We start from the raw sequence: 24,158 nt of genomic DNA, 5'->3' as shown, positions 1-24,158 counted from the left end.
AACGAGGCGTTTGTAACCAGCCCGCGCTGATGCGGGCCCAAAGGCAAAGGGAGTCGTAATGAAGCGGCGTTCAATTGTGAAGTACGCGGCCGTGGCCGCGGCGATGTCGCTGGGGCTCACCGCCTGCAGCGGCGGCGGAGGCGGCAGCGACCAGGCGAAGGAGTCCGGCACTGTCCGCGTCACCCTCGCCAACCACGTGTGGACCGAGGGCATCAAGGCCGCCATTCCGGAGTTCGAGAAGTCCAGCGGCCTGAAGGTCGAACTCACCCAGCTGGGCGAAGACCAGCTCTCGGACCAGTACAACGTCAAGCTCAACGCTGGCAGCGACGAAATCGACGTCATGATGTACCGCCCGCTGCAGGAGGGCAAGGCCTTCGCCAAGAACGGCTACCTGGCGGACCTGACCAAGAACGTCTCCTCCGACTCCAACTGGGACTGGAAGGACTACCAGGAGGGCCCGGTCAAGGCCACCACCGTTGACGGCAAGGTGGTCGGCGTGCCGATCATCACCGAGCGCGAGGTCCTGTACTACCGCAAGGACCTGCTGCAGGCCGCGGGACTCCAGGTGCCCAAGACCATGGATGAACTGGAAGCGGCCGCCAAGGCCATCAAGGCTTCCTCCCCGGAGACCGCAGGGTTCGTGGCCCGCACCGGCAAGTCCGCCGCCGTCACCCAGTTCTCCAGCTTCCTGTACAGCTTCGGCGGCGACTTCATGGACTCCAGCGGCAAGGCCTCGGTCAACACCGATGCAGCCAAGAAGGCCTACGCCTACTACGGCGGCCTGATCAAGAACTACGGCCCCGCCAATGTCAGCACGGACATGAGCTGGCCCGAGGCCATGGCCATCTTCACCCAGGGCGGCGCCGCCTTCTACACCGAGGCTGACTCGCTCTACAAGAACGCCACGGACCCCGCCAAGTCCAAGGTGGCGGACAAGGTCGGGTTCGCACCGCTGCCCGCCGGCCCCGCCGGTTCCAAGCCGTACAACATCCCCTCCTGGGCCCTGGGCGTGAACCAGAACTCCAGCAACCAGGAAAACGCCTGGAAGTTCATCCAGTGGGCCACCAGCAAGGAGCGCACCCTGGCAGCCCAGAAGGCCGGCGTCCCGGGCCCGCGTACCTCCGTCTGGTCCAACCCCGACGGGACCTCCACCTACCCCAAGGACCTGGCTGAGGCGATCTCCGCCAGCGCCAAGAACGGCGTGGGCCACGACCGGCCCGAGGTTGTCACGGTAGGCAAGGCCCGCGAAATCGTGGGCGCCCCGATCGTTGCCACCATCACCGGCGCGGATTCCGCGGCCGCGGCAAACGACGCCCAGACTGCTTTCCAGACCTTCCTGGACAGCGAAAAGAAGTAAAACGCCTGGCGCGGATGCGCCGCACCAGCCCGCCGGGACGGCCCCCAACGCCGTCCCGGCGCGGCCCACTTCACCCCCAAAACTCCTTAGGTGAACCATGTCTGTAATGAACCCACCCCGCAGCGCCCGCACCCGCCGGGCCGGTGGCCCCGCCCGTGCCGGGGGGAGCTTGTCCGCCTGGGCCAACCGGCACCGGAAGTGGCTTTTCGCGGCGCCCGCCATGATCTTCGTCGGCGTCCTGATCATCTTCCCCCTGGCCTGGACCCTGTACCTCAGCCTCACCGACTCCCAGGGCTCCGTCCGGGCCGCCACGGAATTCATCGGGCTGCAGAACTACCTCACGGTCCTCAGTGATTTCGAGCGTTTCTGGCCTGCCGTGGGACGCACGCTTGCTTTCACCGGCGTCGCGCTGGCCTTCGAAGTGGTCCTCGGAATGGGCGTGGCCCTGCTCCTGTGGCGGCCCTTCCGCGGGGAAAAGTGGGTCCGCGTGGCCATCCTGCTGCCGCTGGTGGCCACCCCCGTGGCCGTCGGCATGATGTGGCGGCTGATCTTCGATCCCAACATCGGCTTCGTCAACCAGCTCCTGGGCATGGTGGGCATCCCGCCGCAGCCGTGGCTGTCCGGACAGGACACCGCACTGGGCACCACCATCTTCATGGACGTCTGGCAGTGGACCCCCATGGTGGTCCTGATCCTGCTGGCCGGCCTGACCTCCCTGTCCGATGAACCGGACGAGGCCGCCCGCGTGGACGGCGCCAACGCCTTCCAGCGGTTCTTCTACATCACCCTGCCCCTCATGATGCCCACCGTGATCGTGGCCATCCTGCTGCGCGGCATCGATGCCCTGAAGACCTTCGACATCCTCTACGCCACCAAGGGCAAAGGCGGCGGCTCGTTCCACGAAGTGGAGACGCTGAACGTCTACGCCTACGGGCTGAGCTTCGACTACAACCAGTACGGGCTCTCCTCGGCGGTGCTGATCCTGTTCTTCATGATCATCATCGGCTCCATGTGGCTGCTCACCATGCGCAAGAAAGCGGTAAGCAAATGACCGTCATGACAGATTCCGCCGCCACCGCCACCAGCAGGGCCCCGCGCCGGCGCAAGCCGCTGGGCACCCGCGCCTACAAGGTGTTCAGGGTGGTGGCCCTGATTGTGGTGGTGCTGTTCCTGCTGGCACCGCTGTTCTGGATGCTCCTGGCGTCGCTGAAGACCAACGTGGACATCTACGACACCGGCAAGGCGTTCCTGTTCTCGCCCACGTTCGAGAACTACGCCAACGTGCTGCAGCGCAACAACTACTTCGTGTTCATCGTCAACAGCTTCTGGGTGGCCTTCGTCTCCACCGCGCTCTCGATCGTCCTGGGCGTCCCCGCTGCCTACGCCATGAGCCGGTTCAGCATGCACCGTTCCGCACTGGTGGTCCTGATGGCCCGCGTCATCCCGGGCGTTTCCCTGCTGGTGCCCTGGTACTACGTCTTCTCCAACCTGCGCATGGTGGGCAAGTTCGAGGTGCTGATCCTCAGCCACATGTTCGTCGCGCTCCCGCTGATCGTCTACATCATGATGAGCTACTTCGATTCGCTGCCCCTCGAACTGGAGGAATCGGCCGAGGTGGACGGGCTCACGCCGATCGGAGCGTTCCGGCTTATCACGCTTCCGCTGGCGGTGTCCGGTATTGCCACCGCCGGCATCCTGTCCTTCATCTTCTCGTGGAACAACTTCATGTTCGCCCTGGTGCTCTCCGGCGCCAAGACCAAGACCCTGCCGGTGGCGATCTTCGACTTCGTCTCCTACGCCAGCATCGACTGGGGCGGGCTGATGGCCGCGGCCACCGTTGTGACCATCCCCATCATGATCATTGCGCTCTTCACGCAGAAGTACATCGTCTCCGGCCTGACCGCCGGCGCCACCAAGGGTTAGGAACCGCCGCGTGACCGTCATCAGCCGGATCGAAACATTCCTCGTTGCCCCCCGCTGGCTCTTTGTCCGGATCGAAACCGACAGCGGCATCGTGGGCTGGGGCGAGGCCACCTGCGAGGGCCGCAGCGAAACGGTGCGTGCCGCCGTCGGGCAACTCTCGGAGCTGCTCATCGGCAGGGACGCCCTCCGGATCGAAGACCACTGGCAGGTCATGACCAAAGGGTCCTTCTACCGCGGCGGCCCCATCCTGGCCAGCGCCGTGTCCGGCCTGGACCAGGCGCTGTGGGACATCGCCGGCAAGCACTTCAACACCCCCGTGCACCAGCTGCTGGGCGGCCACGTCCGCGACCGGATCCGGATGTACGGCTGGGTGGGCGGCGACGAGCCCAACGAGGTGGCCGACCAGATCAGCGCCCAGCTGGAGGTAGGCCTCACCGCCGTCAAGATGAACGCCAGCGGCCGGATGAGCCCGGTGGCGTCAGTCGCCGAGATCGACGGCGTCATCCGCCGTGTCGCGGCGGCCCGCCAGGTGCTGGGCGACCACCGGGACGTCGCCGTCGATTTCCACGGCCGCTTCAGCCTGGCCAACGCCAGGCGGGTGGCACCCCTGCTGGAGCCGTTCCGGCCATTCTTCCTCGAGGAGCCGGTGGTCCCGGAAAACACCCACCTGCTGCGCGAATTCACCTCCTCCACCACCACCCCGGTGTCCACGGGGGAGCGGCTCTACAGCCGGCAGGAATTCCTGCCCGCGCTGCAGGCAGGCATCGCCGTGGCGCAGCCGGACCTGTCGCACGCCGGCGGGATCACGGAGGTCCGCAAGATCGCCGCGCTGGCCGAGGTGTACGAGGTCCAGCTGGCGCCGCACTGCCCGCTGGGCCCCCTGGCGCTCGCGGCCTGCCTGCAGGTGGGCTTCGCCACGCCCAACTTCCTCATCCAGGAACAGAGCATCGGGATCCACTACAACCAGGGCGCCGAAGTCCTGGACTACGTGGTGGACAAGACGCCGTTCAAGTTCGTCGATGGCCACATCGAGCGGCTCACCGGGCCCGGACTCGGCGTCGAAATTGATGAGGCCGTGGTGCGGGCAGCGGACAAGCGCGGCCACGCCTGGCGCGGACCGGTGTGGCGCCACCCCGACGGATCCTTCGCAGAATGGTGAACCCCATGACATCGCAAAATGCAGCTGTTACTCCAGCCGAATTGTTGGCCGGCATCCGGCAGGCGCGCCTCGTCGGCATCGTCCGCGGGAACGACGGCGGTGCTGCCGCCAAGGCTGCGCTGGCCGCCATGGAGGAGGGCTTCCAGTACGTGGAGATCGCCCTCACCACGCCCAACGCGCTGGAGGCCATCCGGGAAGTCCGCGCGGCTGCCCCGGCCGGCTGCCTGGTGGGCGCCGGCACCGTCCTCAGCCAGGCCGACGTCGAACACGTCACCGCAGCGGGCGGCCAGTTCATCGTCACCCCCTCCCTGGCCCCCTCGATCAGCGAGGCCGCCAACGCCGGCATCCCCGTCCTTGCCGGGGCGCTGACGCCCAGCGAGGCCTATGAGGCGATGGAACGCGGCGCCACCGCCATCAAACTGTTCCCCGCCTCGATCGGGGGCCCCGGCTACCTGAAGGCCGTCCGCGATCCCTTCCCGGACATCCCCTTCATCGCCGTCGGCGGCGTGGGCCTTGACGAAGCCGCCGGGTACTGGGAAGCCGGGGCCATCGCCGTCGGGCTGGGGGGACCGCTCTTCGGCACGGCGGCCTCGGGCGGTGACCTTTCGGACATGCGGGACCGCGCCCGCCGTTTCCTGGGCCTCGCTGCCGAATTCGCGGCCCGTACCGGGACCCCTTCGTGACGGTGGACCTGCTGACCTTCGGCGAGTCCATGGTCTCGCTCCGGTCCACCGGCCCGCTGGCCTCCGGCGGGACCCTGAACATGCAGGTGGCCGGGGCGGAATCGAACGTTGCCATCGGCGTGGCCCGCCTTGGCCACACGGCGGCCTGGGCCGGGTCCGTGGGCGCGGACCCGCACGGCGAGTTCATCGTCAAGCAGCTCCGGGGCGAGGGTGTCCAGCTGCACCACAGCGTCCACCCGGAGCGGAGCACCGGCGTGATGTTCCTGGAGCAGCGCACCGCAGACCTCAGCCGGGTCTTCTACTACCGCGCGGGGTCCGCAGGGGCCACCATCTCGCGTGCGCACGTGTCGGCCGCGCTGGATTGCGGTGCCCGGATCCTGCACCTGACCGGCATCACCGCAGCGCTCAGCCCGGAAGCCCGCGACGCCGTGGAATACGCCGCGGAACGGGCGGCCGCTGACGGTGTGGTGGTCAGCCTCGATGTGAACTACCGCAGCAAGCTCTGGTCCCCGGACCAGGCGCGCGCGGTGCTCGGCCCCCTGGCGAGGCACGCCACCGTCGTCATTGCGTCCGACGACGAGCTCGACCTGATTGCCCCGGCGAACGAGGGGAGCGGGGCGGCTATGGACGAAGCTTCCGCCGCGGCCCGGCTGCTCGACGCCGGAGTCAGGGAAGTGGTGGTGAAGCGCGGCGCAGCGGGCGCGGCGGTTTATACCGCGGAAGGGCGCCTGGAAGCACCGGCCCTCGCCGTGACCTGCGTGGACACCGTGGGAGCCGGGGATGCCTTCACCGCCGGCTACCTCTCGGCGCTGCTCGACGGCGTCGGTACCGCCGACCGCCTGCGGCAGGGCATCCTGGCAGGCGCCTTCGCTGTCAGCACGCGCGGCGACTGGGAGGGGCTGCCGCGTCGCGAGGAGCTTGCCCTGCTTGGTGCCGCCCGGGGCAGCACCGTGCGCTGACTCCTGCCCTTCACACTCCAGACCTTTAGAGATTCCAACCCGAAAGCCAGCCATGAAAATCGTTGCCGCCGATGTGTTTGTTACCAGTCCGTCCCGGAACTTTGTGACCCTCCGGATCACGACGGAGGATGGTGTGACCGGTATTGGTGATGCCACGTTGAATGGCCGGGAGTTGGCTGTTGCTGCGTATTTGAAGGAGCATGTGGCGCAGCTGTTGATCGGGAAGGATCCGCACCGGATCGAGGATACGTGGCAGTTCCTGTACCGGTCCTCGTACTGGCGGCGGGGCCCGGTGACGATGGCGGCGATCGCCGCGGTGGATATGGCGCTGTGGGATATCAAGGGCAAGCTCGCCGGGATGCCGGTGTACCAGCTGCTCGGTGGTGCGTCGCGGAACGGGTTGCGGGCGTACGGGCACGCTTCGGGGTCGGATATTGAGTCGCTGTTCGATTCCGTGCGTGAGCACCTGGAGCTCGGATACAAGTCGATCCGGATCCAGACCGCCGTGCCGGGCATCAAGGCTGTTTATGGTGTGGCCGCGCAGGCCCAGGCCTCGGGGGAGCGGTACGACTACGAGCCCGCCGGCCGCGGCGCTTTCCCCGTGGAGGAGGATTGGGATACCCGCGCGTACCTGCGGCACCTGCCGACGGTGTTTGAGGCGGTGCGGAACGAGTTCGGCCCGGAGCTGCCGCTGCTGCATGACGGGCATCACCGGATGACGCCGATCCAGGCCGCCAAGCTCGGCAAGGCCCTGGAACCGTACGACCTGTTTTGGCTCGAGGACTGCACCCCGGCGGAGAACCAGGAGGGCCTGCGCCTGGTCCGGCAGCACACCACCACGCCGTTGGCGATTGGGGAGATCTTCAATACCGTGTGGGATTACCAGACGCTGATCAAGGAACAGTTGATCGATTACGTCCGGGCCGCGTCCACCCACTTTGGCGGGATCAGCCCCCTGAAGAAGGTGATGGATTTCGCCGCGCAGTACCAGATCAAGTCCGGGTTCCACGGACCGACGGACATTTCCCCGGTGGGGTTCGCGGCGCAGCTGCACGTGGGGTTGGCGATCCATAACTACGGGATCCAGGAGTACATGCAGCACTCGGATAAGACCAACGAGGTCTTCGAGCAGTCCATGACGTTCGTGGACGGGTACCTGCACCCGGGCGACAAGCCCGGGATCGGCGTCGAATTCAACGAAGAAGCCGCCGCAGCCTACCCGTACCAGCAGGCCTACCTGCCCTACAACCGCCTCGTCGACGGCACGGTGCATGACTGGTAATCGCGCTTCCCGTTGACCCTGCAGCCGCCCGGTGTGAGGATGGCGCAATGAACCAGGTTTCGGCGTTCTACACCGGCCCCGGCGGACTTGTGGGGGCCATCGGTTCTGCCTTGGACGCGGCCGGCGTGGACCGTACGAGGCTGCGGCCGGCCGACCTCGCGCCTGTTGACGAGTTCCACATCCGTGGCCGCAGGGCAACCCTGGAAATCATCGAAGCACTCGCCCTCACCGCCGATTCCCATGTGCTCGACCTCGGCAGCGGACTGGGCGGCCCCGCACGGACCCTCGCCGAGTTGACCGGGTGCACTGTCACAGGGGTCGACCTCACTCCGGAGTTCTGCCAGGTAGCGACGGCACTCTCGGAGTGGACTGGCCTGTCCGGCCGTACCCGCTTCCGCGTTGGGGACGCCACAGCCACCGGTCTTCCCGATAAGTCAGCGGACGCGGCACTGACCATGCATGTGGCCATGAACATCCCGGACAAGCACGCGCTGTATGCGGAAGCTTTCCGTGTCCTCCGGCCGGGCGGCAGGTTCGTGGTTTACGACGTCCTGCAGGGGGAAGGCGGCGAGGTGCACTACCCGGTGCCGTGGGCCGCCGACTCCTCGACGAGCTTTCCCGCGACCCTGGAAGAGATGCGCGAACTCCTCCCGTCCGCAGGTTTTAATGTCGTTTCGGAAGTCGACTCATCGGACGAAAGCCTTGTCTGGTTCCAGCAGATGCTCGCCAAAATCCAGAGGGAGGGGCCACCGCCGGTGACCTTCGCGACCTTCCTGGGGGACGATTTCGCGCAGATGACAGCCAACCAGGTGGCCAACCTCGCCGAGCGGCGCATCCGGACCATCATGTTCGTGTGCTCCCGGCCGTCCTGATCTTTTAACTGCAGGGGATCATGGATGGCGGGCCACACCGGGTCAATACCTCCGATGAGATTGAGGACTCCATTGTTCCCGTCCCAGTCCAGGGTGTACGAGCCGCGGGCGACCGGTTCATACCCGTCGTCGGTGGTCCACGAGCTCGCGCGCAATCCGATCCCGCCGAACCTGACCGCGTACAGGTCACCGCTGCCGGCGAAGAGAAATGAAAACTCGCGCACGACGGCACGGCAACCGGTGGCCGCAGGAGGACTCAGTGAGCTCTTTACTTTCCCCCGGGTCCCCACAGGCTGAGAGTCTAATCTCGACAAGAGTTCAATCAGTGGTGCGGGACAATTGGTACGTCAATAGCAATAGTTTCTAGGGTTATCGTGAATAGGTGCCCCGTACCGTGCGCGCGTCTTTCCTGCCGCTTCTACTCATGGCGGCTTCTTCTCTGACTGCCTGCTACACGCCGTCGTGTGCCACGTTGCTGGAACCGAACCTCCTCACAATCGATTTCTCGGCGACAGGGCGGCCCGCTGTCGACCTGGAATTCGAAGTTGACTGTCCGGGTAAGAGCGAGTGCTTCGAGAAGCCTGCGGGGGCTCGATTCGACGCTGCCACCCAAAATGCAGTCGAGGTGTGGCCTGGAATCAGCAATGTCCACGTGGTTGTGTATGAAAAGGGCGGGCAGTCCGTAATTTTTGAGAAGGCCCTTGATCCAGTCCCGTGGGATCCACCCACCAAGCCCAACAGTTGTCCGGTACCAGGCAAAGCGGTGCTGAAGCTCTAAGACCGCCGGCTCATATCGCACGGCAAAGTATGGATGAGCGAGCTGCGGGGATAGGCGCGTTCTTCCAGTTTTACGTGGCCGCCCGGAAGAGAATCCTTCCCCGGGACGCCGCACGTTCTTGGCGGCATCAGGCGGTCGGTGGCAATCCTGTCCTTTTGACCCTGGGGCCGGGCTTGGCGCAACACTACGCTGATGCCATGAGCGACGTGCTGATGCTGAGTCCTCCGGTTCAACGCAACGTGGGCGCCAACCGGGCGCTGCATCCGGACCGTCTGTGGATCCGTCTAGTACGCGGCGGCGCCGGATTCGCCATGCTCGCTGCCCTTGGGCAGGAGCTCTATGACGCGACCCAGCCCGGCAATTCCGTCGATATCCCCCAGCTCATCTCCCAGTTCACGTTCCAGTCAAACCTCGTCCTCGGGCTCGTGTTCCTTGTGTCCGCCACGCGGCCGCGTGCGCGGCTGCCGCAGTGGTGGGATCACCTCTTCGGCGCCCTCGCGTTCTACCTGGTGATGACGGGCATTATTTATGTGGTGCTCGTGGCTCCGCCTGGCGAACCGTGGTGGACGCTGGACATGTATTGGCCGTGGATGGTCACCCATCGCATCGCGCCGCTGGTCGCGGGGCTCGACTGGCTCCTGGTCACGCGCACCGTCCGAGGCCGGTGGCGGCGGCCCCTCGTCTGGCTTTGCTACCCGGGGGTGTTCCTGATTTTCTCCTGGGTGCGCGGTGCCCTCGATGGCTGGTACCCCTACGACTTCCTCAACCCGGGGCTCGACGGCGGCTGGCCGGCGGTCATTGCCACCAGCGCCCTGGTACTCGCCGCGTTTCTCGTGGTCGGCATACTCGTGCACCTCGCCGGCAATGCCCGGGTGGGTCTCGCCCGCGGACCCGGAAAGGAAATCCTTGCCCAGCCGGCAGTCCCGGCCGGCTAGATGCTTCGTCACGCTCGGGAGATGGACTGGTCCAACCTTGTTGCAAACTGCTGTCTGAAGATCCCCTATCCCAGTAGCAACAAACGACCATCGACCACGATGGTCCCATTTTGGTTCGGTTCGTTGGTTGGAGTGGCCCCATGGGTCGCGATGGGCCTCAATATCCCCACTCTGCTGACGTGGCAGGTCTTCCTGGTCTCGCTCATCGAATGAATAAGTGCACTAACGAAGAACTCGGGCTGAGAGAGACTCGGCCGCTGCGACTACGTGGTCAAGGTGGTCGTCGGAAATCAGCCAGGGGTTGGGTTCTATTGGTTGGGCGTGCCGATTGAATAGTGCCCCCGATCTGTCTTCCAAGGCGGGATGGACCACGAGGGGCACAACTTTTTCGGCGTAAGCCTCCGCGCTCTGGAAGAGCACACCTATGAGGGTTTGCTGTGCTCGTAGTTTCAAGGTCGCTTGTCCGAGGGCACCGGCCATGATGTTGGTCTTGATGATGCCGGGATTCATACCGAACACGTTGATGTCCGGAAAACGAGCGGCAGCATGGTGGACCAGAGCTTCGTTGAACACGACGGTGTTGCCGTGGGCTGTCTGCCAGCGGTAGTTTCGGCTCGATTGAATATCTGTCAGATCCAGCGCGCGTTCGCCCCCGGGAAACCCCCAGACAAAAAGGCGCGGCTTTTGCCGAAGCGAAGGCCTTCCCCCGCCCAGCCGTGGCGCCAGTTCCTGGGCAACCACCCACCGGCTCATAGCGCTCGTGGCCAGATCTTTCTCTACTCCTTCCGGTGTCACTTCGCGGGTCCGTCCCGCAAAGATCCCGTGGGTGAGCAGGACTGCGTCGAAGGTTTCGGCCGGCAGATTGCGGGCCACCTGGCGGGAGCTGTTCAAGGACGACAGGTCTGCCGGGATAAATGACCTCCTGGGGTGAGGAGGGTCCTTGAGCGTCCTTCCCACGACGGTGACCTCGGCCCCTTTGCGCAGCAGGGACTGGGTGATGGCCCGGCCGAGACCGCCGGTACCGCCAAAAATCACCACGCGAAGACCCTCGTAATCGGTCTGGGCAGAAGACAGCGTTCCGGGTTTCCAGTCCTGTCGCACCGTTCCGAAGGAGGACATCTGTAACTCCATTCTTGGCCGAAAGACTCGGCCTACGCCATCACTTCGAGGCCAGCGGGCCACAGCCATGCGGGCGGTAGCGGATTGGTTGGGCTGCCTTAGGAGCCGACGTTACAGCGGCTTGAGCCAGTGTGGACAGACGGGGAGGACCGCGTGCTCCAGAATCATTTGCTCAGTTTCTCACGAACGTGCGGTTGAGGATCCCTTAGCGGACATTCGAGACCTGAAGCTCAGTCTCGGTCCTGTTTACAGGTTCCCTCGTTTGGTTCATAGTCGAGGCATGAGAGCGGCAGGCATTCTTCCTGAAGACGCCCCGGATCCCCGTGCCGAATGGGCCGAGAACCTGAAACTCATGCCCATTCCGGTGATGGGGCTTACGCCCCAACCTTCGCTGGAGGACACGGACTCCGTGGGTGTGACCAACGGCTGGGATGATCACGGGTCCAGAGAAATGACTGCAAGCATCACTTACACGCTTTGGCGAAATCCGGATAATCACGAAGATCCGGTAAACCTCGCAGACCTCGACGAGAAGACTCGAAGATCGATTGAGGAAGTTCCGCCTTGGCCGCGCCCCCCTTGGCTGATTGAGCAGGTGGAGCGACTGCGCTACCCGCAACTATGGGACGCCGTCCGAACCACCTGGCACCGCGCTCCATCCGAGCACTCATCGGTTCAACGCCTTCTGGCTGATCACATCAACCACATCCTCATGAACCAGTTCCGACAAGAGCTCTGGCCGGGAAGCAACCCCTGGGACCAGCACGCGCCCCCAATAACCGCCCGGATGGTCAATAGTCAGGCCGGGACCCTCGTCAACGGGATCAGTGTGCCCGGTGTGGAGGTTGATAGGGACCCGTTCGTGTACGGCGTCGGAGCCCAGCTGGCAACCGGCGGCGTCGTGACGGCAGTGCTTCCACGCGCCGAGCTCAAGCGCATCCAGGTACAGTTCGCGACCCGTTCGAACACTCCCCAGCGCCCGTAGGCCGATCGTCTACCGAACACTGCTTTCCGTTGGCTGGGGCCAAATTTTGCGGTACCTGCGCCAGCGAACCCACATGATTGCGGCCGGATAGGCCAGACAAAGGTCTGCGAGTAGGAACCAGACAAAACCCCGGCCGGGACTGACAAAGATGCTGACGGTGAACAGGACCACGCAAACGGTGAGAACGACAGCGCGGATAAGGAGCTCCATAGGAGTTGATTTCGCGAGGATTTTGGCGTGGGTACGAGGGCTGTCGGTAAAACCCAAGAAGTCGGTAATTCTTCTTCCCACCGGAACTGCACTGTCCCCTCTCATGCCCACAGCATAACGATCCTGCCAGCACCAGTCACTGAGAACCAATGACCGGCCAGTGTCTGTAAGCCGGTGACCCAACGGACGGCCAAAGCGCCCGGTTGAGGATCCTTCACCGGTGCACGGAGCTACCAGCTCTCCAGGATAGCGCGGGCATCGTTTCGTAGCTCGCGCTGAAGCATGTCGCGACGTTCGGGGAGTTCTTCCCAGTCATCTCGGCCGGCAACTAGGGGGTTGAGTACCGCAGGCCGGCCCAAGGCAAACCAGGCGAGGCCGAGGATGAGGTCGGCCCCGGTATATGGGTCGAGGATCCCGTCAACGATTTGCTGTAACCAGCGTCGGACTAACATGCGGCGGGCAAGGCCGTCATCCTCAAAAGGTTTGTCCAACTCATCTCGCACCTGAGACCACAAGTCGTGCGTTCCCTGTGGATCGTTCCGTGGGTATCCAGCCAATTCTCGAAGCGCGGGAGAATCGTAACCGTCCACAAGTAGATCTGCCGCGATCTCGGAATACTGCTCAGGTGGGATCAAACCAACTTGGTCGCGGAGAAACAGTAGACGCACACTCTCGATTTCCTCGGCACTCATGGATTGACCATAGTCGCCTTGCCGCCCACAGCTTCGGCAGATGAAGGCGTCCCGGTGACCGATCCACTGCCGGACGACGTGAGGAAATCTCGACCAGCCCTGCTATTGTGGCTCGCTTTCTCCCGGCATAGTCTTTGAGCCTGATCGTGGATTGGGGTGCGGTCGTATTGGCCGGAAAAATCAGACTCTCGCTACTAGCCGGTGCGCTATCGGCCGTCCTGGTTGCGTGCGCAGGTCCCGCTACGCCCATGACTGAAGCCTCCCCGGAATCGCCGGCCCCTACGGCTTCCGGCATGCCAACCATGCTCTACACGCACTGCGGAATCAAGGAATTGCGCGTCGCCGACACGTTCTTCCTCGCCGAAACACCACTGGACGACGGCCAAGGCAACCCACCTCCGGGATGGGGAAACCCCTATCAGGCCGGCACTGTGACCGTGTCTGGCTCAAAGGCTGTATTCCGGGATGACAATGGCCACATCGTCACCTTCCTTGCTCGTCCGGGTGCAACAGGCTTTCTCAATATTTGTTCCTAACAGCCGATGTTCCGCCCGGTAAAGGATCCTTCATCGGGCGCATCCGAAGCGCTGCATCTTGAGCCGGATTCGTCTCCTCATCTCTTGACGTCTTCGCTACGCTCAGGTCATGAGCACCAGGAACTGGAAGCAGCCAACCAAAGGTGGCGCCATAATTATGGGCTTGGTGGCGGTGATGTGGTTGGCGAATAACCTATACGCTGTTCTGGCGGAGGGGTTCCGAGCGACCGTTTGGTACTGGATTATCCAGGTAATGAATATGGTTCTATTGGGCTTCAGCTTCTGGTGGTACCGCCAAGCCGTAAAGAAGGCACCCAAACAAAGCGAATCGTAAAACGAAGTCCGAAAGTCGATCCTTTACCGAGTAGTCCAAATGGCCCTGTTAGGCCCTATTCGATGGCCTCGAGTCGAGTGCGGACTTCAAGCGGCTGAACGTCATAACCCGTTGCGCGAACGCCCGACCAGTTGAGGCCCACCAGAATGCCATCTCGGTCGAGCCCATCAATCCACCGCGTGCGCCAGACGCTAAGGGGGATCTCCTCTACTTCGAAGGCGCGATACGCCGGAATGCTACTGATCACTTTCTCGGCTCTGCTTCGCAGCGACCAGAATGGCATGCTGCGTTCGCCATCTCCATTGCGGGGTGCAGGGAAACCACCTGAATCACGGATTCCCCACACTTGCTGGTGCAGGATGACCTCTTGGTAGAAGCGGCTCGCCTGGGCCGCGCTGATACTCACATGGCAAGCCTAAATCACGGCCCTTAACCGGCTCCGAAGAGATGTCCCGTACCCGACAGCTGGATTTGGACGATGGGCGCCCGGTGGAGGATTCCTTTCCGGACTCGGTGGTCACTTCGCAGCAGTGAGCAGCCTAATGGCGGCGAGCTCCAACTTCACCAAGTCTGACTTGATCGCATTTATCTCTTGGTAGGCGGAAACCCGATCGTCCTGACTGTCCCTGCCTTTGGAATGAAGGACAGCGAACGCCTTGCCGCCCCGGATCCTTCGCTGCGCCTCCAACGCGGGCAGGACAAGCGAGTCTTCGCCGGTGTGGAGCCGAAGCTTCCGAATATTGCGATCTACCGACTGAGCATTCTGAGTCATCTCTCTGCCGCTGTCGGTGTCCACCCATTCGATCCAATCCCGCTGCTTCCATTCGTGACCCGTGCTCGACATGACCAGGATCTGCATCGTATCTGCCCAGCGATTCCCTGCTTGCACGAGGTCTGTGACAATTTCTCGCAGCTCGCTCTTCCTTGTGGCCTCACGCAATGCGGCGCCCTCTGCTTCGGAGCCGCTGAGCAACCGATCCTGCAGCATCTCCAATTCGGCACGTGAAGCACGCTCTGTGGCTCCGGGGCGCCGCACGAAGATCGTCCCTTCTGGAACCATGGGCCCCTTCGCCGCCTGATACGACTTCTGCAACAAGGCGATACGGTCACCATCGCGCGGGGCCTCCACTGTTACTACGAGCACTGTCGCATCGTTGAATGTCAGAGTTCGAGCGTCCCAATAAGGCCATCCGTGCCCCGTGTAACGATGAATGGCGTTTAGGAGCTCTGCACTGTCGGGGACGCGTTGGCCTTCCAGCGAACCTGGTTCGACTCCGACTACGACGTAACCCACGCCCTCGAATGAGGCGGCCGCGACGGTGACGGGACGATTTGCCAACCCAAGAATTGCGCGACTGATGGCGAACGAGGCTTCTGTGCTGGTGAGGTCGCTGTATGCCGACTTCCATTCGATAGATCGACTCTCATCCTCGGGCTCTGCCTCGAAGACAGCTTGAATGAGCGACCGTACTTGGTCTGGGGTGCGGAGCGCACGAGAGCTGTCAATTGAAAGAACCACATCCCGATGCTGCCAGTCATTCTGTGAAATCGGTAGCCGAGCTGATCGCCCGTTAGCCGGTCCATCAGCGCGCCGCCGAAGACCGCCATCGAGCCCCGCGCTGCTGCTGGTCGAAGCCATGTACGTAAGACCCGAACGGCGACATGCACGCTGGCGGAGGGATTACTGCAACCATATTCCTTATGACCGGAATGAAGATCGGCTACGCCCGCGTCTCGACGATTGATCAGGACCTGACCGCCCAACGAAACGCTCTCCTCGCCTTGGGTGTTGACGAGAAGCAGATCTTTGTTGACCAGGGACTGACGGGAGCGAACCGGGTGCGGCCGGGGCTCCGTGAAGCGATGGCGGCCTGCCGCGCCGGCGACACTCTCGTGGTGACCAAACTTGACCGATTGGCACGCTCCCTTTCCGATGCCAGAGATATAGCCGACGAACTGACAGCCAAAGGGGTAGTGCTCAGTCTCGGCGGCAGCACCCACGATCCGAATGATCCGGTTGGCCGGTTGCTGTTTAACGTCCTGGGCATGGTGGCTGAGTTCGAGGCGGACCTGATCCGGATGCGCACCCGTGAGGGAATGGCGGTCGCTAAGGCGAAAGGGCGGCTGAAAGGCAAGCAGCCAAAGTTGTCCAAGACGCAGCGAAAGCACCTTTTCACACTGCACGACGCCGGGGAGCACACGCAGGCTGAACTGGCGGAGCTATTCGGGGTGTCCCGGACCACGGTGTACCGCGAGATTCAAAGGCGCTCATCCGGAGCCATCGCACCTTGAGCGAGGACAGGGTGCTGACTCATGGGCTGGTAAACCGACGCCAGCCCTAGGCCTATCCGGCCTCCCAGCCTGCACCAAGAACCACGCGACCACGTCTATGGCGACCAGGCGCCTCCTGATCCGGTTCCGACCCATGCGTTGCCCGTCTTAAGAACGCCGTCAAAGCACCAAAGGCCCTTCCCAGGCTCTTCCGGTGGGCCTAGCCTGTCCCCACCACCATCCACAGGAGGCATCAATGCGGACAGCAAAACCACTGACGGAATCCGAGCAGGTTCATCGTCTTTCCGAGAACCTCATGACGCAGCTGGCCAAGGGCAGGGAATGGGCCACCCCTGGCGTTCAAGCAGCCCTCCAGAGAGCGGTGGCCGGACTCGATACCGGCATCGAAACTGCCTCCCCGCGGCTCCAGGCGCTGTTGCGGCGGTTGGCGGATGAACTCGCCGGCAGCGTGGAGACCATCACTCCCAGGGTCCATGAACAACTGATGTGGGTCGGGCCAAAAGCTGCTGCTCCAGCCCCGATCCAGGCCAAGAAGTCCCCGTCCCGGATCTGGTGGTTGATCACAGGAATCGCCGCCCTGACAGCGGGAGCAGCCGTTTGGCGGTCCATGCAGGCATCCAGGCCCAAACCCTCACCATGGGAAAACCCCCAGGAACAGGAAGCCAAGAGCACTGACCCCAACGTCGACGCAGACCTGGCCTCGGGCCGGATGTAAATCCAGGCGCCGGACGTCAGCATCACCGACGGCACTGCGGAACCAAGCGGCCTACTCCGCCGCGCCCCACAGTGCCTTGCGGAGCAGCCGCTTCAATTCCTGCGACTCCTCCCCGGACAGTACGGCCAGCTGGGTCAGTTCGGCGGCGTCCATGGCGGTGCGGGCCTTCGCGTGCATCTTCCGCCCCTCGGCGGTGGAGACGATGATCTTGGCGCGCCGGTCCTGCTTGCCCTGCGCCCGTTCCACCAGGCCGCGGCGTTCCAGATCGTCCACGAGGGTGACCACCTGGCTGGGGTCCAGGCTGAGGAAGTCCGCCAGTTCCCGCTGCGTGGGCTCGAGCCCGCTGCACGCCAGCGTCAGGATGGAGAAGGACCGCTCGCGCAGCCCGAAGTCAGCCAGGGCCTTGTTGTTCAGCACCGAGCCGGCGGCGTGCAGCTTGGCGAGCAGCAGGCCCACATCACTGCCGATCCTGGCTGCCGCAAGGCGGGGTGTCTGAACTTCTGTGCCCAAGGTGGCCATCACAACTCCGGTGTAAAAAACAATCGTTGACTTTTTCAATGATCCGTAATTTCATTGATTCCAACAAGGATCTCACACCGCAGTGGGACCACCACAACGGCTTCGGCCGGCGCATGCGAAGGAGCAGGCCATGAGCTTGAACGGCAAGGTTGCAATCGTCACCGGCAGCGGGCAGGGCCTCGGCCTCGCCTACGCCAGGGAACTGGCCCGCCAGGGTGCCGCCGTCGTCATCAATGACGTCAACGCCGACACCGCCGCGCAGGCCGTCGCCCAGATCGAGGCCGACGGCGGCCGCGCCACCGCTGTGGTGGTTCCGGTGGGCACCACCGACGCCGCCAAGGCCCTGGTGGCCGGAGCCGTGGACACCTTCGGCGGCCTGGACATCCTGGTCACCAACGCCGGCATCCTCCGCGACAAGTCCCTGCTGAAAATGACGGACGAGGACTTCGACCTGGTGATCAACGTCCACCTCAAGGGCACCTTCACCTGCGTCCGCGAGGCCTACGCCTACTTCAAGGAACACAACGTCCGGGGCCGCATCATCACCATCGGTTCGCCCACCGGCCAGCGCGGCAACTTCGGCCAGACCAACTACGCCGCCGCCAAGGCCGGCATCGTGGGCATGGCCCGCACCTGGGCGCTGGAAATGAAGAAGGCCGGCGTTACGGTCAACAGCGTCATCCCCGTGGCCGCCACCGCCATGACCAAGACCGTGCCCTACTTCCAGAAAGCCGTGGAAGCGGACGAGCGAGGCGAGGCCATGCCGTCCTTCTTCCGCCACGACCTGGGCTTTGGAACGGCCGACGACGTCTCCGGACTGGTTGCCTTCCTCGCCTCCGACGAGGCAGCCAACATCACCGGCCAGGCCATTGGCGCCGGCGGGGACCGGCTTCAGGTCTGGACCCACCCGGAAGCGGCCACCACCGAGTACCGTGAGGGCGGCTGGAGCTATGAGGCGCTGGAGGAAAACGCCGCCCAGCTGTTCACCACCGACACACTCCAAAGCTACGGCGAGGAATTCCTCCCGCTGCCGGATGATCTGAAGCCCGCTCAGCCCGCCGAGGCCCGCTGACCATGGCCGACCGCTACGAACTGGGCATCGACCCGGCAAAGCTCGACGCCATCGACATGCACGTCCACCTCGAGGTGGACAGCTGCGGCCACGGCTCCCTGCCGGAGGAACTGACCGAAGCCTCGGCCAAGTACTTCAAGGCCGAGGACCGCACCCCGTCCCTGGACCGCATCGCCGAGGTGTACCGCGAACTGAACATGGCCGCCGTCGTCTTCACCGTGGACGCCCGCACCCAGCTCAAGCACGAGCCCAACAGCATCCCCGAACTCATCGCCGGCGCCGCCCGGAACAATGACGTCCTGATCCCGTTCGGCAGCGTGGACCCGCGAACCGGCGAGGACGCCATCGCCGGGGCCAAGCACCAGGCCATCGAACTCGGCGCCCGCGGCTTCAAGTTCCACCCCTCCCTTCAGGGCTTCGACCCCTCCAGCGAGCGCTTCTACCCGCTGTGGGAAACCCTCCAGGAACTGGGCCTGCCCGCCATCTTCCACACCGGACAAAACGGCATGGGCGCGGGCCTTCCCGGCGGCTACGGCATCAAGCTGGCCTACTCCAACCCCCTGCTGCTGGACGCCGTGGCCGCCGACTTCCCGGGCCTGCAGATCATCATGGCCCACCCGTCCGTGCCCTGGCAGGACGAGGCCAACTCCATCGCCACCCACAAGGCCAACGTGTTCATCGACCTCTCCGGCTGGTCGCCCAAGTACTTCCCGGAATCGCTGGTCAAGGCCTCCAACTCCTACCTCCAGGACAAGGTGCTGTTCGGCACCGACTTCCCGCTGATCACCCCGCAGAAGTGGCTCGGCGCCTTCGCGGACCTCCCGCTGAAGGACGAGGTCCGGCCCAAGATCCTCAAGGACAACGCGGTCCGCCTGCTCGGGCTGGGGGCCTGAAATGGACACGCTGACGACGGCGGATGCCGCCTTGGGTGCCCGGCTTTATGAAACAGCGGATTGGTACGACGCCGAGTCCCTCCTCACACCCGAAGAGCGCCAGGTCCTGTCCCTGCTGCGGTCATTCCTGGACGCGGAAGCCAAACCGCTCCTCGCCGAGTACTGGGAACGCGGCGAGTTTCCGGAGCAGCTCGCCCGGCCGCTGATCGACCTTGACCTCATGGAACCAGCCGAACTCACTGGCGCCGCGGGTGCAGAACACAGCCCGGCCCGCGGCATCTACCAGGGCTTCCGGATCTTCGAACTTGCCCGCATGGACGCGTCCCTGGCTACCTGGTACACCGCCCAGGCCGGCCTGTTCCGGACAGCCATCCGCGTGGGTGCCTCGCCGGAACAGCAGGCCGAATGGATGCCCAAGGTTATCGACTTCTCGCTCAAAGGCGTCTTCTCGCTGACCGAACCAGAGTCCGGATCGGACATCGCCGGCGGACTCTCCACCACCGCCCGGCGGCAGCCCGACGGCAGCTGGATCCTCGACGGCGCCAAGCGCTGGATCGGCGGCGCAGCCACCGCGGACGTCCTCGCAGTATTCGCCCGGGACACCGCGGACGGGCAGGTCAAGGCCTTCCTCGTGGACCGCACAGCCGGCGGCGTCACCCTGGAGAAAATCCAGGGCAAGACCTCGCTGCGGATGATGCAGAACGCCCACATCACCCTCACCGGTGTCAGCGTCCCCGAGGCCATGCGCCTGCACAACGTGAACTCCTTCCGGGATGTGGCGGCAATGCTCCGGGCCATGCGCTCGGACGTGGCCTGGATCGCGACCGGCATCGCCGCCGGCGCCTTCGAGGCCGCCCTCACCTACGTCAATGAACGCCGGCAGTTCGGACGGACACTCGGTTCCTTCCAGCTGGTCCAGGAGAAACTGGCCCGAATGCTCGGCAACGTCACGGCCAGCCTTTCCCTGGTGGTCAGGCTCACCGAACAGCAGGCCAAAGGCATCTACCGCGACCAGGACTCCGCCCTGGCCAAGATGCAAACGTCCCTGTTCATGCGCGACACCGTAGCCCTGGCCCGCGAAGTGGTGGGCGGCAACGGCATCACCCTGGCAACCGACGTCGCGCGATTCCATGCCGACGCCGAGGCCGTCTACTCCTACGAGGGCACCCACGACATCAACGCCCTCATCATCGGCCGCGCCCTCACCGGCGAGAGCGCCTTCACCCGCTAAGCCCTGCAACACCTGCACAGCACCACAACCACACACCAGCCCAGGAGGCAACGATGCCCAATCTCGTCGTCGATTTCGACACCCTGCTCACCCTGTCCGGCAAGGACCTCGGCACCACCGACTACCGCCAGATCACCCAGGACCAGATCAACCAGTTCGCGGACGCCACCGACGACCAGCAGTGGATCCACACGGACCCCGAGCGCGCCAAGGACGGCCCGTTCGGCGCCCCGATCGCCCACGGCTTCCTCACGCTGTCCCTGATCATCCCGTTCTGGGGCGAGCTGTTCGACGTCGAAGGCGTCACCACCAAGGTGAACTACGGCCTGGACAAGGTCCGCTTCACCTCTCCCGTGAAGGTGGGCTCCAAGGTCCGCATGCAGGCCACCATCGCCGACGTGACCGAGGTCAAGGGCGGCGCCCAGATCAAGGTCAACGCCACCATCGAGATCGAAGGCCAGGAACGCCCGGCCGTCGTCGCCGAATTCCTGGCCCGCTTCTACAAGTAGCCCGCTTCCACCAGGAACAGCCGTTTCCCACCCCCCAGGCGGCGCGCCCCGGCGCCGCCGCCTCAGGCAACCCCAAAAACCCCCACATTCCTCCGTCTTTAGGAACAGCCATGTCCGGACACACCACGCTCGCACCTGCGGGCACGGCCGCCAAGCGCAAGGAAGCGCGCACGGTCATCCTGTCCAGCTATCTGGGCAGCACTATCGAGTTCTACGACTTCCTGCTGTACGCCACCGCCGCAGCTGTGGCCTTCCCCAAGGTCTTCTTCGCCGGCACGGACGAATGGGTGGGTGTCGTCGCCGCCTACGCCACCTTCGCCGCCGGATACGTGGCCAGGCCGCTGGGCGGCATCATCTTCGGCCACTTCGGTGACAAGGTGGGCCGCAAGGGGATGCTCATCATCTCCATGGCCATGATGGGCATCGCCTCCACCCTCATCGGCCTGATTCCGGGCGCCGGCGTGATCGGTCCGTGGGGTGCCGTCATCCTGGTGCTGCTGCGGGTCTGCCAGGGAATCGCCGTCGGCGGTGAATGGGGCGGGGCCGCGCTCATGGCGCTGGAGCACTCGGACCCCAAGCGGCGCGGCTTCGCGGCATCGTTCGTCAACGCCGGTGCCCCCACCGGCGCCGTGCTGGGCACCCTGGTGATGGGCGCTTTCTCGGCCCTGCCGCAGGACGCCTTCCTGGCCTGGGGCTGGCGCGTTCCGTTCCTGCTGTCCTTCGTGCTCCTCATCGTGGGCATGTTCGTCCGCCTGCGGGTTTCTGAAAGCCCCATCTTCGCCGAGGCCGTGGCCAAGGAAGAGGCGCAGGGCGCCAAGCGCAAGATCCCGCTGCTGGATGTACTCCGCCGGCCCAAGGCTCTGATCATGATCATGTTCGCCGGCGCCGCCGGATTCGGCCTGCAGGTGGTGCTGCCCACCTTCTCGGTGACCTACGCCGTGTCCAAGGGCGCCCCCCAGCAGGGCGTGCTCTACGCTTTCGCCGGCGCCTCGGCCATCTCCATCGTCTTCGTCCTCCTTGGCGGACGCCTGTCGGACCGGTTCGGCCGCCGCCCCGTAATGATCGCCGGCCTGGCCCTGTTCATCGCCTACCTCTTCCCGATGTTCGGGATGCTCGGCTCGGGCAATGTGGGCCTGGTGTTCGTGGCCTTCACGGTGGCGCTGATCCTCCACTCCTCCCTCTACGGGCCGCTGGCGGCATTCGTGTCCGAACAGTTCGGCACCACGTCCCGCTACACCGGCGCCGCGGTGGGCTACCAGCTGGCCACGCTCATCGGCGCCGGCTTCACTCCGGGCATCATCGCCGGACTCTACAAGGACTCCGGCCAGAACATCCTCCCGGTAGTGGTGTTCCTGTCCGTCATGGCGCTGGTCTCGATTGTCTTCATCGCCCTGACGCGGGAATCTAAGAACAACGACCTCACCACGGTCCGTTAGGAGAACCATGGACAACAACGGAGTTGGCTCCTGGCTGCAGCGCCGCCGCCGCAAGTCGGGCACCAAGACGGCCCTGCTGTCAGCAGCGGGCACCCTGAGCTACGAGGAGCTCGCCGCCCGGGCGGACCGTTTGGCCAACGCGCTCCGGGACAGGGGAGTGGCCAAGGGGGACCGGGTGGCCTACCTGGGGGAGAACCACCCCTCCTTCGTGGAGACCTTCTTCGCCTGCGGCCTCCTCGGTGCCATCTTCGTGCCGCTCAACACCCGGCTCGCACCGCCCGAGCTGCAGTTCCAGCTGCAGGATTCCGGAGCCCGGCTCCTGGTCAACGCCGGCGTCCTGGAGGCGCCTGCATCGGCCGCGGTGGAAGGGACGGCGGTGACGCACCGCCTGGTCGTCGCGGCCGACGGCGGGACGGAACCTTCCGGTATCACGTCACCCGCCGCCGTCGGACACTCCGTCACGGTGGAACGGTACGGGGAGGCGCTGCAGGCAGCAGCGCCGGAGCACCCCGACGTGCCCGTGGGCCATGACGACGGCGCCATGATCCTGTACACCTCCGGGACCACGGGCAAGCCCAAGGGTGCCCTGCTGACGCACGGGAACATCACCTGGAACTGCATCAACACCATTGTGGACATGGACCTGAACCGCAACGACGTGGCGCTGATGATCTCGCCGCTGTTCCACGTGGCGTCCCTGGACATGGGCCTGCTGCCGATGCTGCTGAAGGGCGCCACCGTGGTGCTCGAGGCCAAGTTCGATCCCGCCAGGGTCCTGGACCTGGTCCGGAAGCACAAGGTGACCACCCTCAATGGGGTGCCCACGACGTTCCAGCTGCTCTGCGAAGATCCCGGATGGGCAACTGCGGACCTCAGCTCGCTGGACAAGCTGACCTGCGGCGGCTCCGCGATTCCACGCCGGGTCCTGGACGCGTACGAGGACCGCGGCATCGGCTTCACCAGCTGCTACGGCATGACCGAAACCGCCCCCGGCGTCACCATGCTTCCCGTGGACCGGTCCAGGGAGAAAGCCGGTTCGTCGGGCCTGCCGCACTTCTTCACCGACCTGCGGATCGCCGATCCCATGGGTGGCGCGGTGGCACCGGGCGAGGTGGGGGAAATCCAGATCTCCGGCCCCAACGTGATCAAGGAGTACTGGAACCGGCCGGAGGCCACGGCCGCCAGCTACGCGGACGGGGCCTGGTTCCGCTCGGGGGACATGGGCTACCGGGACCAGGAAGGCTTCCTGTTCGTCTCGGACCGGCTCAAGGACATGATCATCTCCGGCGGGGAGAACATCTACCCGGCGGAGGTGGAGGCGGTCATTTCCGAGCACGGTGCCGTGGGCAGCGTGGCCGTCATCGGCGTCCCGGATGACAAATGGGGCGAGGTCCCGCAGGCGATCGTGACCCTGCGCGAAGGGGAATCGCTGACCGCAGAGCAGCTGCGCAGCTTCCTCGACGGCAGGCTCGCCCGCTACAAGATCCCCAAGTCATTGGTGGTGGTGGAGGACATGCCGCGCACCGCCAGCGGCAAGATCCGCAAGATGGAGCTCCGCAAGCAGCTCTGACGTCAGGGACATACAGCTGCCCGCCCCGGTTTCCGGGGCGGGCGATTGTCTTAAGGGGCGATGAGCCCTGTCAGGCGGCACGTCCACGGGCGCCCGT

The 24,158-nt window shown here is 64.6% G+C and carries 25 protein-coding genes; 20 read left to right on the top strand and 5 right to left on the bottom strand.

Annotated elements, in window-relative coordinates:
- The first annotated feature begins 58 nt into the window (after positions 1-58).
- From BACI349Y_RS18200 to BACI349Y_RS18160, 9 genes are all read left to right on the top strand, one after another.
- On the top strand, positions 59-1,357 hold the full coding sequence (locus tag BACI349Y_RS18200; RefSeq protein ID WP_159634072.1) for an ABC transporter substrate-binding protein: 1,299 nt from the start codon (positions 59-61) through the stop codon (positions 1,355-1,357).
- 106 nt (positions 1,358-1,463) lie between these two features.
- A complete protein-coding gene (locus BACI349Y_RS18195; RefSeq protein WP_236560915.1) occupies positions 1,464-2,408 on the top strand; it encodes a carbohydrate ABC transporter permease in 945 nt (314 codons plus the stop codon).
- Positions 2,405-3,280, top strand: a complete 876-nt coding sequence (locus BACI349Y_RS18190) for a carbohydrate ABC transporter permease (RefSeq protein ID WP_159634066.1) — start codon at positions 2,405-2,407, stop codon at positions 3,278-3,280. The genes BACI349Y_RS18195 and BACI349Y_RS18190 overlap by 4 nt, the downstream gene beginning before the upstream one ends.
- A 10-nt stretch (positions 3,281-3,290) precedes the next feature.
- Positions 3,291-4,439: a galactonate dehydratase gene (gene dgoD, locus BACI349Y_RS18185; protein WP_159634063.1), complete on the top strand. Its 1,149-nt coding sequence runs from the start codon at positions 3,291-3,293 to the stop codon at positions 4,437-4,439.
- A 5-nt stretch (positions 4,440-4,444) separates the two neighbouring features.
- Positions 4,445-5,122, top strand: coding sequence for a bifunctional 4-hydroxy-2-oxoglutarate aldolase/2-dehydro-3-deoxy-phosphogluconate aldolase (locus tag BACI349Y_RS18180; protein WP_236560913.1), 678 nt, complete (start codon positions 4,445-4,447; stop codon positions 5,120-5,122).
- Positions 5,119-6,081: a sugar kinase gene (locus BACI349Y_RS18175; RefSeq protein ID WP_159634057.1), complete on the top strand. Its 963-nt coding sequence runs from the start codon at positions 5,119-5,121 to the stop codon at positions 6,079-6,081. The genes BACI349Y_RS18180 and BACI349Y_RS18175 overlap by 4 nt, the downstream gene beginning before the upstream one ends.
- Before the next feature lie 52 nt (positions 6,082-6,133).
- Positions 6,134-7,363 carry a D-mannonate dehydratase ManD gene (gene manD, locus BACI349Y_RS18170; protein ID WP_159634054.1) on the top strand — a complete coding sequence of 410 codons (1,230 nt, stop codon included), beginning with the start codon at positions 6,134-6,136 and terminating at the stop codon, positions 7,361-7,363.
- Between the two features lie 47 nt (positions 7,364-7,410).
- Entirely contained in the window at positions 7,411-8,235 is an 825-nt protein-coding gene (locus tag BACI349Y_RS18165) for a class I SAM-dependent methyltransferase (protein WP_159634051.1), read from the top strand.
- Positions 8,236-9,210: 975 nt separating this feature from the next.
- Positions 9,211-9,948, top strand: a complete 738-nt coding sequence (locus tag BACI349Y_RS18160; protein WP_159634048.1) for a Pr6Pr family membrane protein — start codon at positions 9,211-9,213, stop codon at positions 9,946-9,948.
- Between the two features lie 222 nt (positions 9,949-10,170).
- Here the strand turns inward: BACI349Y_RS18160 and BACI349Y_RS18155 are convergent, their stop codons facing one another.
- Complete coding sequence (locus BACI349Y_RS18155; RefSeq protein ID WP_159634045.1) at positions 10,171-11,067, bottom strand: NAD-dependent epimerase/dehydratase family protein; 897 nt, start codon at positions 11,065-11,067, stop codon at positions 10,171-10,173.
- Positions 11,068-11,347: 280 nt separating this feature from the next.
- On the opposite strand from BACI349Y_RS18155, the gene BACI349Y_RS18150 reads away from it, so the two are divergent.
- Positions 11,348-12,052 carry a hypothetical protein gene (locus BACI349Y_RS18150; RefSeq protein ID WP_159634042.1) on the top strand — a complete coding sequence of 235 codons (705 nt, stop codon included), beginning with the start codon at positions 11,348-11,350 and terminating at the stop codon, positions 12,050-12,052.
- A 440-nt stretch (positions 12,053-12,492) separates the two neighbouring features.
- Here the strand turns inward: BACI349Y_RS18150 and BACI349Y_RS18145 are convergent, their stop codons facing one another.
- Positions 12,493-12,954, bottom strand: coding sequence for a hypothetical protein (locus BACI349Y_RS18145; RefSeq protein WP_159634039.1), 462 nt, complete (start codon positions 12,952-12,954; stop codon positions 12,493-12,495).
- 248 nt (positions 12,955-13,202) lie between these two features.
- Here BACI349Y_RS18145 and BACI349Y_RS18140 point away from each other — a divergent pair, with 248 nt between their 5' ends.
- Both BACI349Y_RS18140 and BACI349Y_RS18135 read left to right on the top strand, forming a co-directional pair.
- Complete coding sequence (locus BACI349Y_RS18140) at positions 13,203-13,490, top strand: hypothetical protein (RefSeq protein ID WP_159634036.1); 288 nt, start codon at positions 13,203-13,205, stop codon at positions 13,488-13,490.
- A 109-nt stretch (positions 13,491-13,599) separates the two neighbouring features.
- Positions 13,600-13,824 (top strand): hypothetical protein, encoded by a 225-nt coding sequence (locus BACI349Y_RS18135; protein WP_159634033.1) that lies wholly within the window; start codon positions 13,600-13,602, stop codon positions 13,822-13,824.
- Positions 13,825-13,879: 55 nt separating this feature from the next.
- Here BACI349Y_RS18135 and BACI349Y_RS18130 read toward each other — a convergent pair whose 3' ends face one another.
- Positions 13,880-14,230, bottom strand: coding sequence for a DUF2750 domain-containing protein (locus tag BACI349Y_RS18130; RefSeq protein ID WP_159634030.1), 351 nt, complete (start codon positions 14,228-14,230; stop codon positions 13,880-13,882).
- A gap of 111 nt (positions 14,231-14,341) precedes the next feature.
- On the bottom strand, positions 14,342-15,343 hold the full coding sequence (locus BACI349Y_RS18125; protein WP_159634027.1) for an RNA-binding domain-containing protein: 1,002 nt from the start codon (positions 15,341-15,343) through the stop codon (positions 14,342-14,344).
- 182 nt (positions 15,344-15,525) lie between these two features.
- On the opposite strand from BACI349Y_RS18125, the gene BACI349Y_RS18120 reads away from it, so the two are divergent.
- Complete coding sequence (locus BACI349Y_RS18120) at positions 15,526-16,116, top strand: recombinase family protein (RefSeq protein ID WP_201302473.1); 591 nt, start codon at positions 15,526-15,528, stop codon at positions 16,114-16,116.
- 235 nt (positions 16,117-16,351) lie between these two features.
- On the top strand, positions 16,352-16,831 hold the full coding sequence (locus tag BACI349Y_RS18115; RefSeq protein WP_159634024.1) for a hypothetical protein: 480 nt from the start codon (positions 16,352-16,354) through the stop codon (positions 16,829-16,831).
- A 51-nt stretch (positions 16,832-16,882) separates the two neighbouring features.
- On the opposite strand, the gene BACI349Y_RS18110 is transcribed toward BACI349Y_RS18115, so the two are convergent.
- Positions 16,883-17,350: a MarR family winged helix-turn-helix transcriptional regulator gene (locus BACI349Y_RS18110; protein WP_159635903.1), complete on the bottom strand. Its 468-nt coding sequence runs from the start codon at positions 17,348-17,350 to the stop codon at positions 16,883-16,885.
- A gap of 130 nt (positions 17,351-17,480) precedes the next feature.
- Here BACI349Y_RS18110 and BACI349Y_RS18105 point away from each other — a divergent pair, with 130 nt between their 5' ends.
- The 6 genes from BACI349Y_RS18105 to BACI349Y_RS18080 all read left to right on the top strand — a co-directional run bounded on the left by BACI349Y_RS18105 (position 17,481) and on the right by BACI349Y_RS18080 (position 24,061).
- A complete protein-coding gene (locus tag BACI349Y_RS18105) occupies positions 17,481-18,422 on the top strand; it encodes an SDR family NAD(P)-dependent oxidoreductase (protein ID WP_159634021.1) in 942 nt (313 codons plus the stop codon).
- Between the two features lie 2 nt (positions 18,423-18,424).
- Positions 18,425-19,315 (top strand): amidohydrolase family protein, encoded by an 891-nt coding sequence (locus BACI349Y_RS18100; RefSeq protein ID WP_159634018.1) that lies wholly within the window; start codon positions 18,425-18,427, stop codon positions 19,313-19,315.
- 1 nt (position 19,316) lies between these two features.
- Complete coding sequence (locus BACI349Y_RS18095; RefSeq protein ID WP_159634015.1) at positions 19,317-20,546, top strand: acyl-CoA dehydrogenase family protein; 1,230 nt, start codon at positions 19,317-19,319, stop codon at positions 20,544-20,546.
- Positions 20,547-20,599: 53 nt separating this feature from the next.
- Complete coding sequence (locus tag BACI349Y_RS18090; RefSeq protein ID WP_141183076.1) at positions 20,600-21,055, top strand: MaoC family dehydratase; 456 nt, start codon at positions 20,600-20,602, stop codon at positions 21,053-21,055.
- A gap of 110 nt (positions 21,056-21,165) precedes the next feature.
- Positions 21,166-22,491 (top strand): MFS transporter, encoded by a 1,326-nt coding sequence (locus tag BACI349Y_RS18085; RefSeq protein ID WP_159634012.1) that lies wholly within the window; start codon positions 21,166-21,168, stop codon positions 22,489-22,491.
- A gap of 7 nt (positions 22,492-22,498) precedes the next feature.
- The gene (locus BACI349Y_RS18080; RefSeq protein WP_159634009.1) at positions 22,499-24,061 is read left to right on the top strand and encodes an acyl-CoA synthetase; all 1,563 of its coding nucleotides are present in this window, start codon (positions 22,499-22,501) and stop codon (positions 24,059-24,061) included.
- Positions 24,062-24,158: the final 97 nt, after the last annotated feature.

The organism is Arthrobacter sp. 8AJ (assembly GCF_902506025.1).
Lineage (GTDB): Bacteria > Actinomycetota > Actinomycetes > Actinomycetales > Micrococcaceae > Arthrobacter.
The sequence above is the reverse complement of the archived record's forward strand: the minus strand, read 5'-3'. Positions and strand labels throughout refer to the sequence as shown.

Excerpts from the sequence above, each read along its gene's own strand:
- BACI349Y_RS18135 (WP_159634033.1), top strand. The coding sequence starts at position 13,600 with ATGAGCACCAGGAACTGGAAGCAGCCAACCAAAGGTGGCGCCATAATT.
- BACI349Y_RS18085 (WP_159634012.1), top strand. The coding sequence starts at position 21,166 with ATGTCCGGACACACCACGCTCGCACCTGCGGGCACGGCCGCCAAGCGC.
- BACI349Y_RS18120 (WP_201302473.1), top strand. The coding sequence starts at position 15,526 with ATGACCGGAATGAAGATCGGCTACGCCCGCGTCTCGACGATTGATCAG.
- BACI349Y_RS18155 (WP_159634045.1), bottom strand. The coding sequence starts at position 11,067 with ATGTCCTCCTTCGGAACGGTGCGACAGGACTGGAAACCCGGAACGCTG.
- BACI349Y_RS18195 (WP_236560915.1), top strand. The coding sequence starts at position 1,464 with ATGAACCCACCCCGCAGCGCCCGCACCCGCCGGGCCGGTGGCCCCGCC.
- BACI349Y_RS18080 (WP_159634009.1), top strand. The coding sequence starts at position 22,499 with ATGGACAACAACGGAGTTGGCTCCTGGCTGCAGCGCCGCCGCCGCAAG.
- BACI349Y_RS18145 (WP_159634039.1), bottom strand. The coding sequence starts at position 12,954 with ATGAGTGCCGAGGAAATCGAGAGTGTGCGTCTACTGTTTCTCCGCGAC.
- BACI349Y_RS18200 (WP_159634072.1), top strand. The coding sequence starts at position 59 with ATGAAGCGGCGTTCAATTGTGAAGTACGCGGCCGTGGCCGCGGCGATG.
- BACI349Y_RS18160 (WP_159634048.1), top strand. The coding sequence starts at position 9,211 with ATGAGCGACGTGCTGATGCTGAGTCCTCCGGTTCAACGCAACGTGGGC.
- BACI349Y_RS18095 (WP_159634015.1), top strand. The coding sequence starts at position 19,317 with ATGGACACGCTGACGACGGCGGATGCCGCCTTGGGTGCCCGGCTTTAT.
- BACI349Y_RS18165 (WP_159634051.1), top strand. The coding sequence starts at position 7,411 with ATGAACCAGGTTTCGGCGTTCTACACCGGCCCCGGCGGACTTGTGGGG.
- BACI349Y_RS18115 (WP_159634024.1), top strand. The coding sequence starts at position 16,352 with ATGCGGACAGCAAAACCACTGACGGAATCCGAGCAGGTTCATCGTCTT.
- BACI349Y_RS18150 (WP_159634042.1), top strand. The coding sequence starts at position 11,348 with ATGAGAGCGGCAGGCATTCTTCCTGAAGACGCCCCGGATCCCCGTGCC.
- BACI349Y_RS18190 (WP_159634066.1), top strand. The coding sequence starts at position 2,405 with ATGACCGTCATGACAGATTCCGCCGCCACCGCCACCAGCAGGGCCCCG.
- BACI349Y_RS18105 (WP_159634021.1), top strand. The coding sequence starts at position 17,481 with ATGAGCTTGAACGGCAAGGTTGCAATCGTCACCGGCAGCGGGCAGGGC.
- BACI349Y_RS18180 (WP_236560913.1), top strand. The coding sequence starts at position 4,445 with ATGACATCGCAAAATGCAGCTGTTACTCCAGCCGAATTGTTGGCCGGC.
- BACI349Y_RS18110 (WP_159635903.1), bottom strand. The coding sequence starts at position 17,350 with ATGGCCACCTTGGGCACAGAAGTTCAGACACCCCGCCTTGCGGCAGCC.
- manD (WP_159634054.1), top strand. The coding sequence starts at position 6,134 with ATGAAAATCGTTGCCGCCGATGTGTTTGTTACCAGTCCGTCCCGGAAC.
- BACI349Y_RS18100 (WP_159634018.1), top strand. The coding sequence starts at position 18,425 with ATGGCCGACCGCTACGAACTGGGCATCGACCCGGCAAAGCTCGACGCC.
- BACI349Y_RS18090 (WP_141183076.1), top strand. The coding sequence starts at position 20,600 with ATGCCCAATCTCGTCGTCGATTTCGACACCCTGCTCACCCTGTCCGGC.
- BACI349Y_RS18140 (WP_159634036.1), top strand. The coding sequence starts at position 13,203 with ATGACTGAAGCCTCCCCGGAATCGCCGGCCCCTACGGCTTCCGGCATG.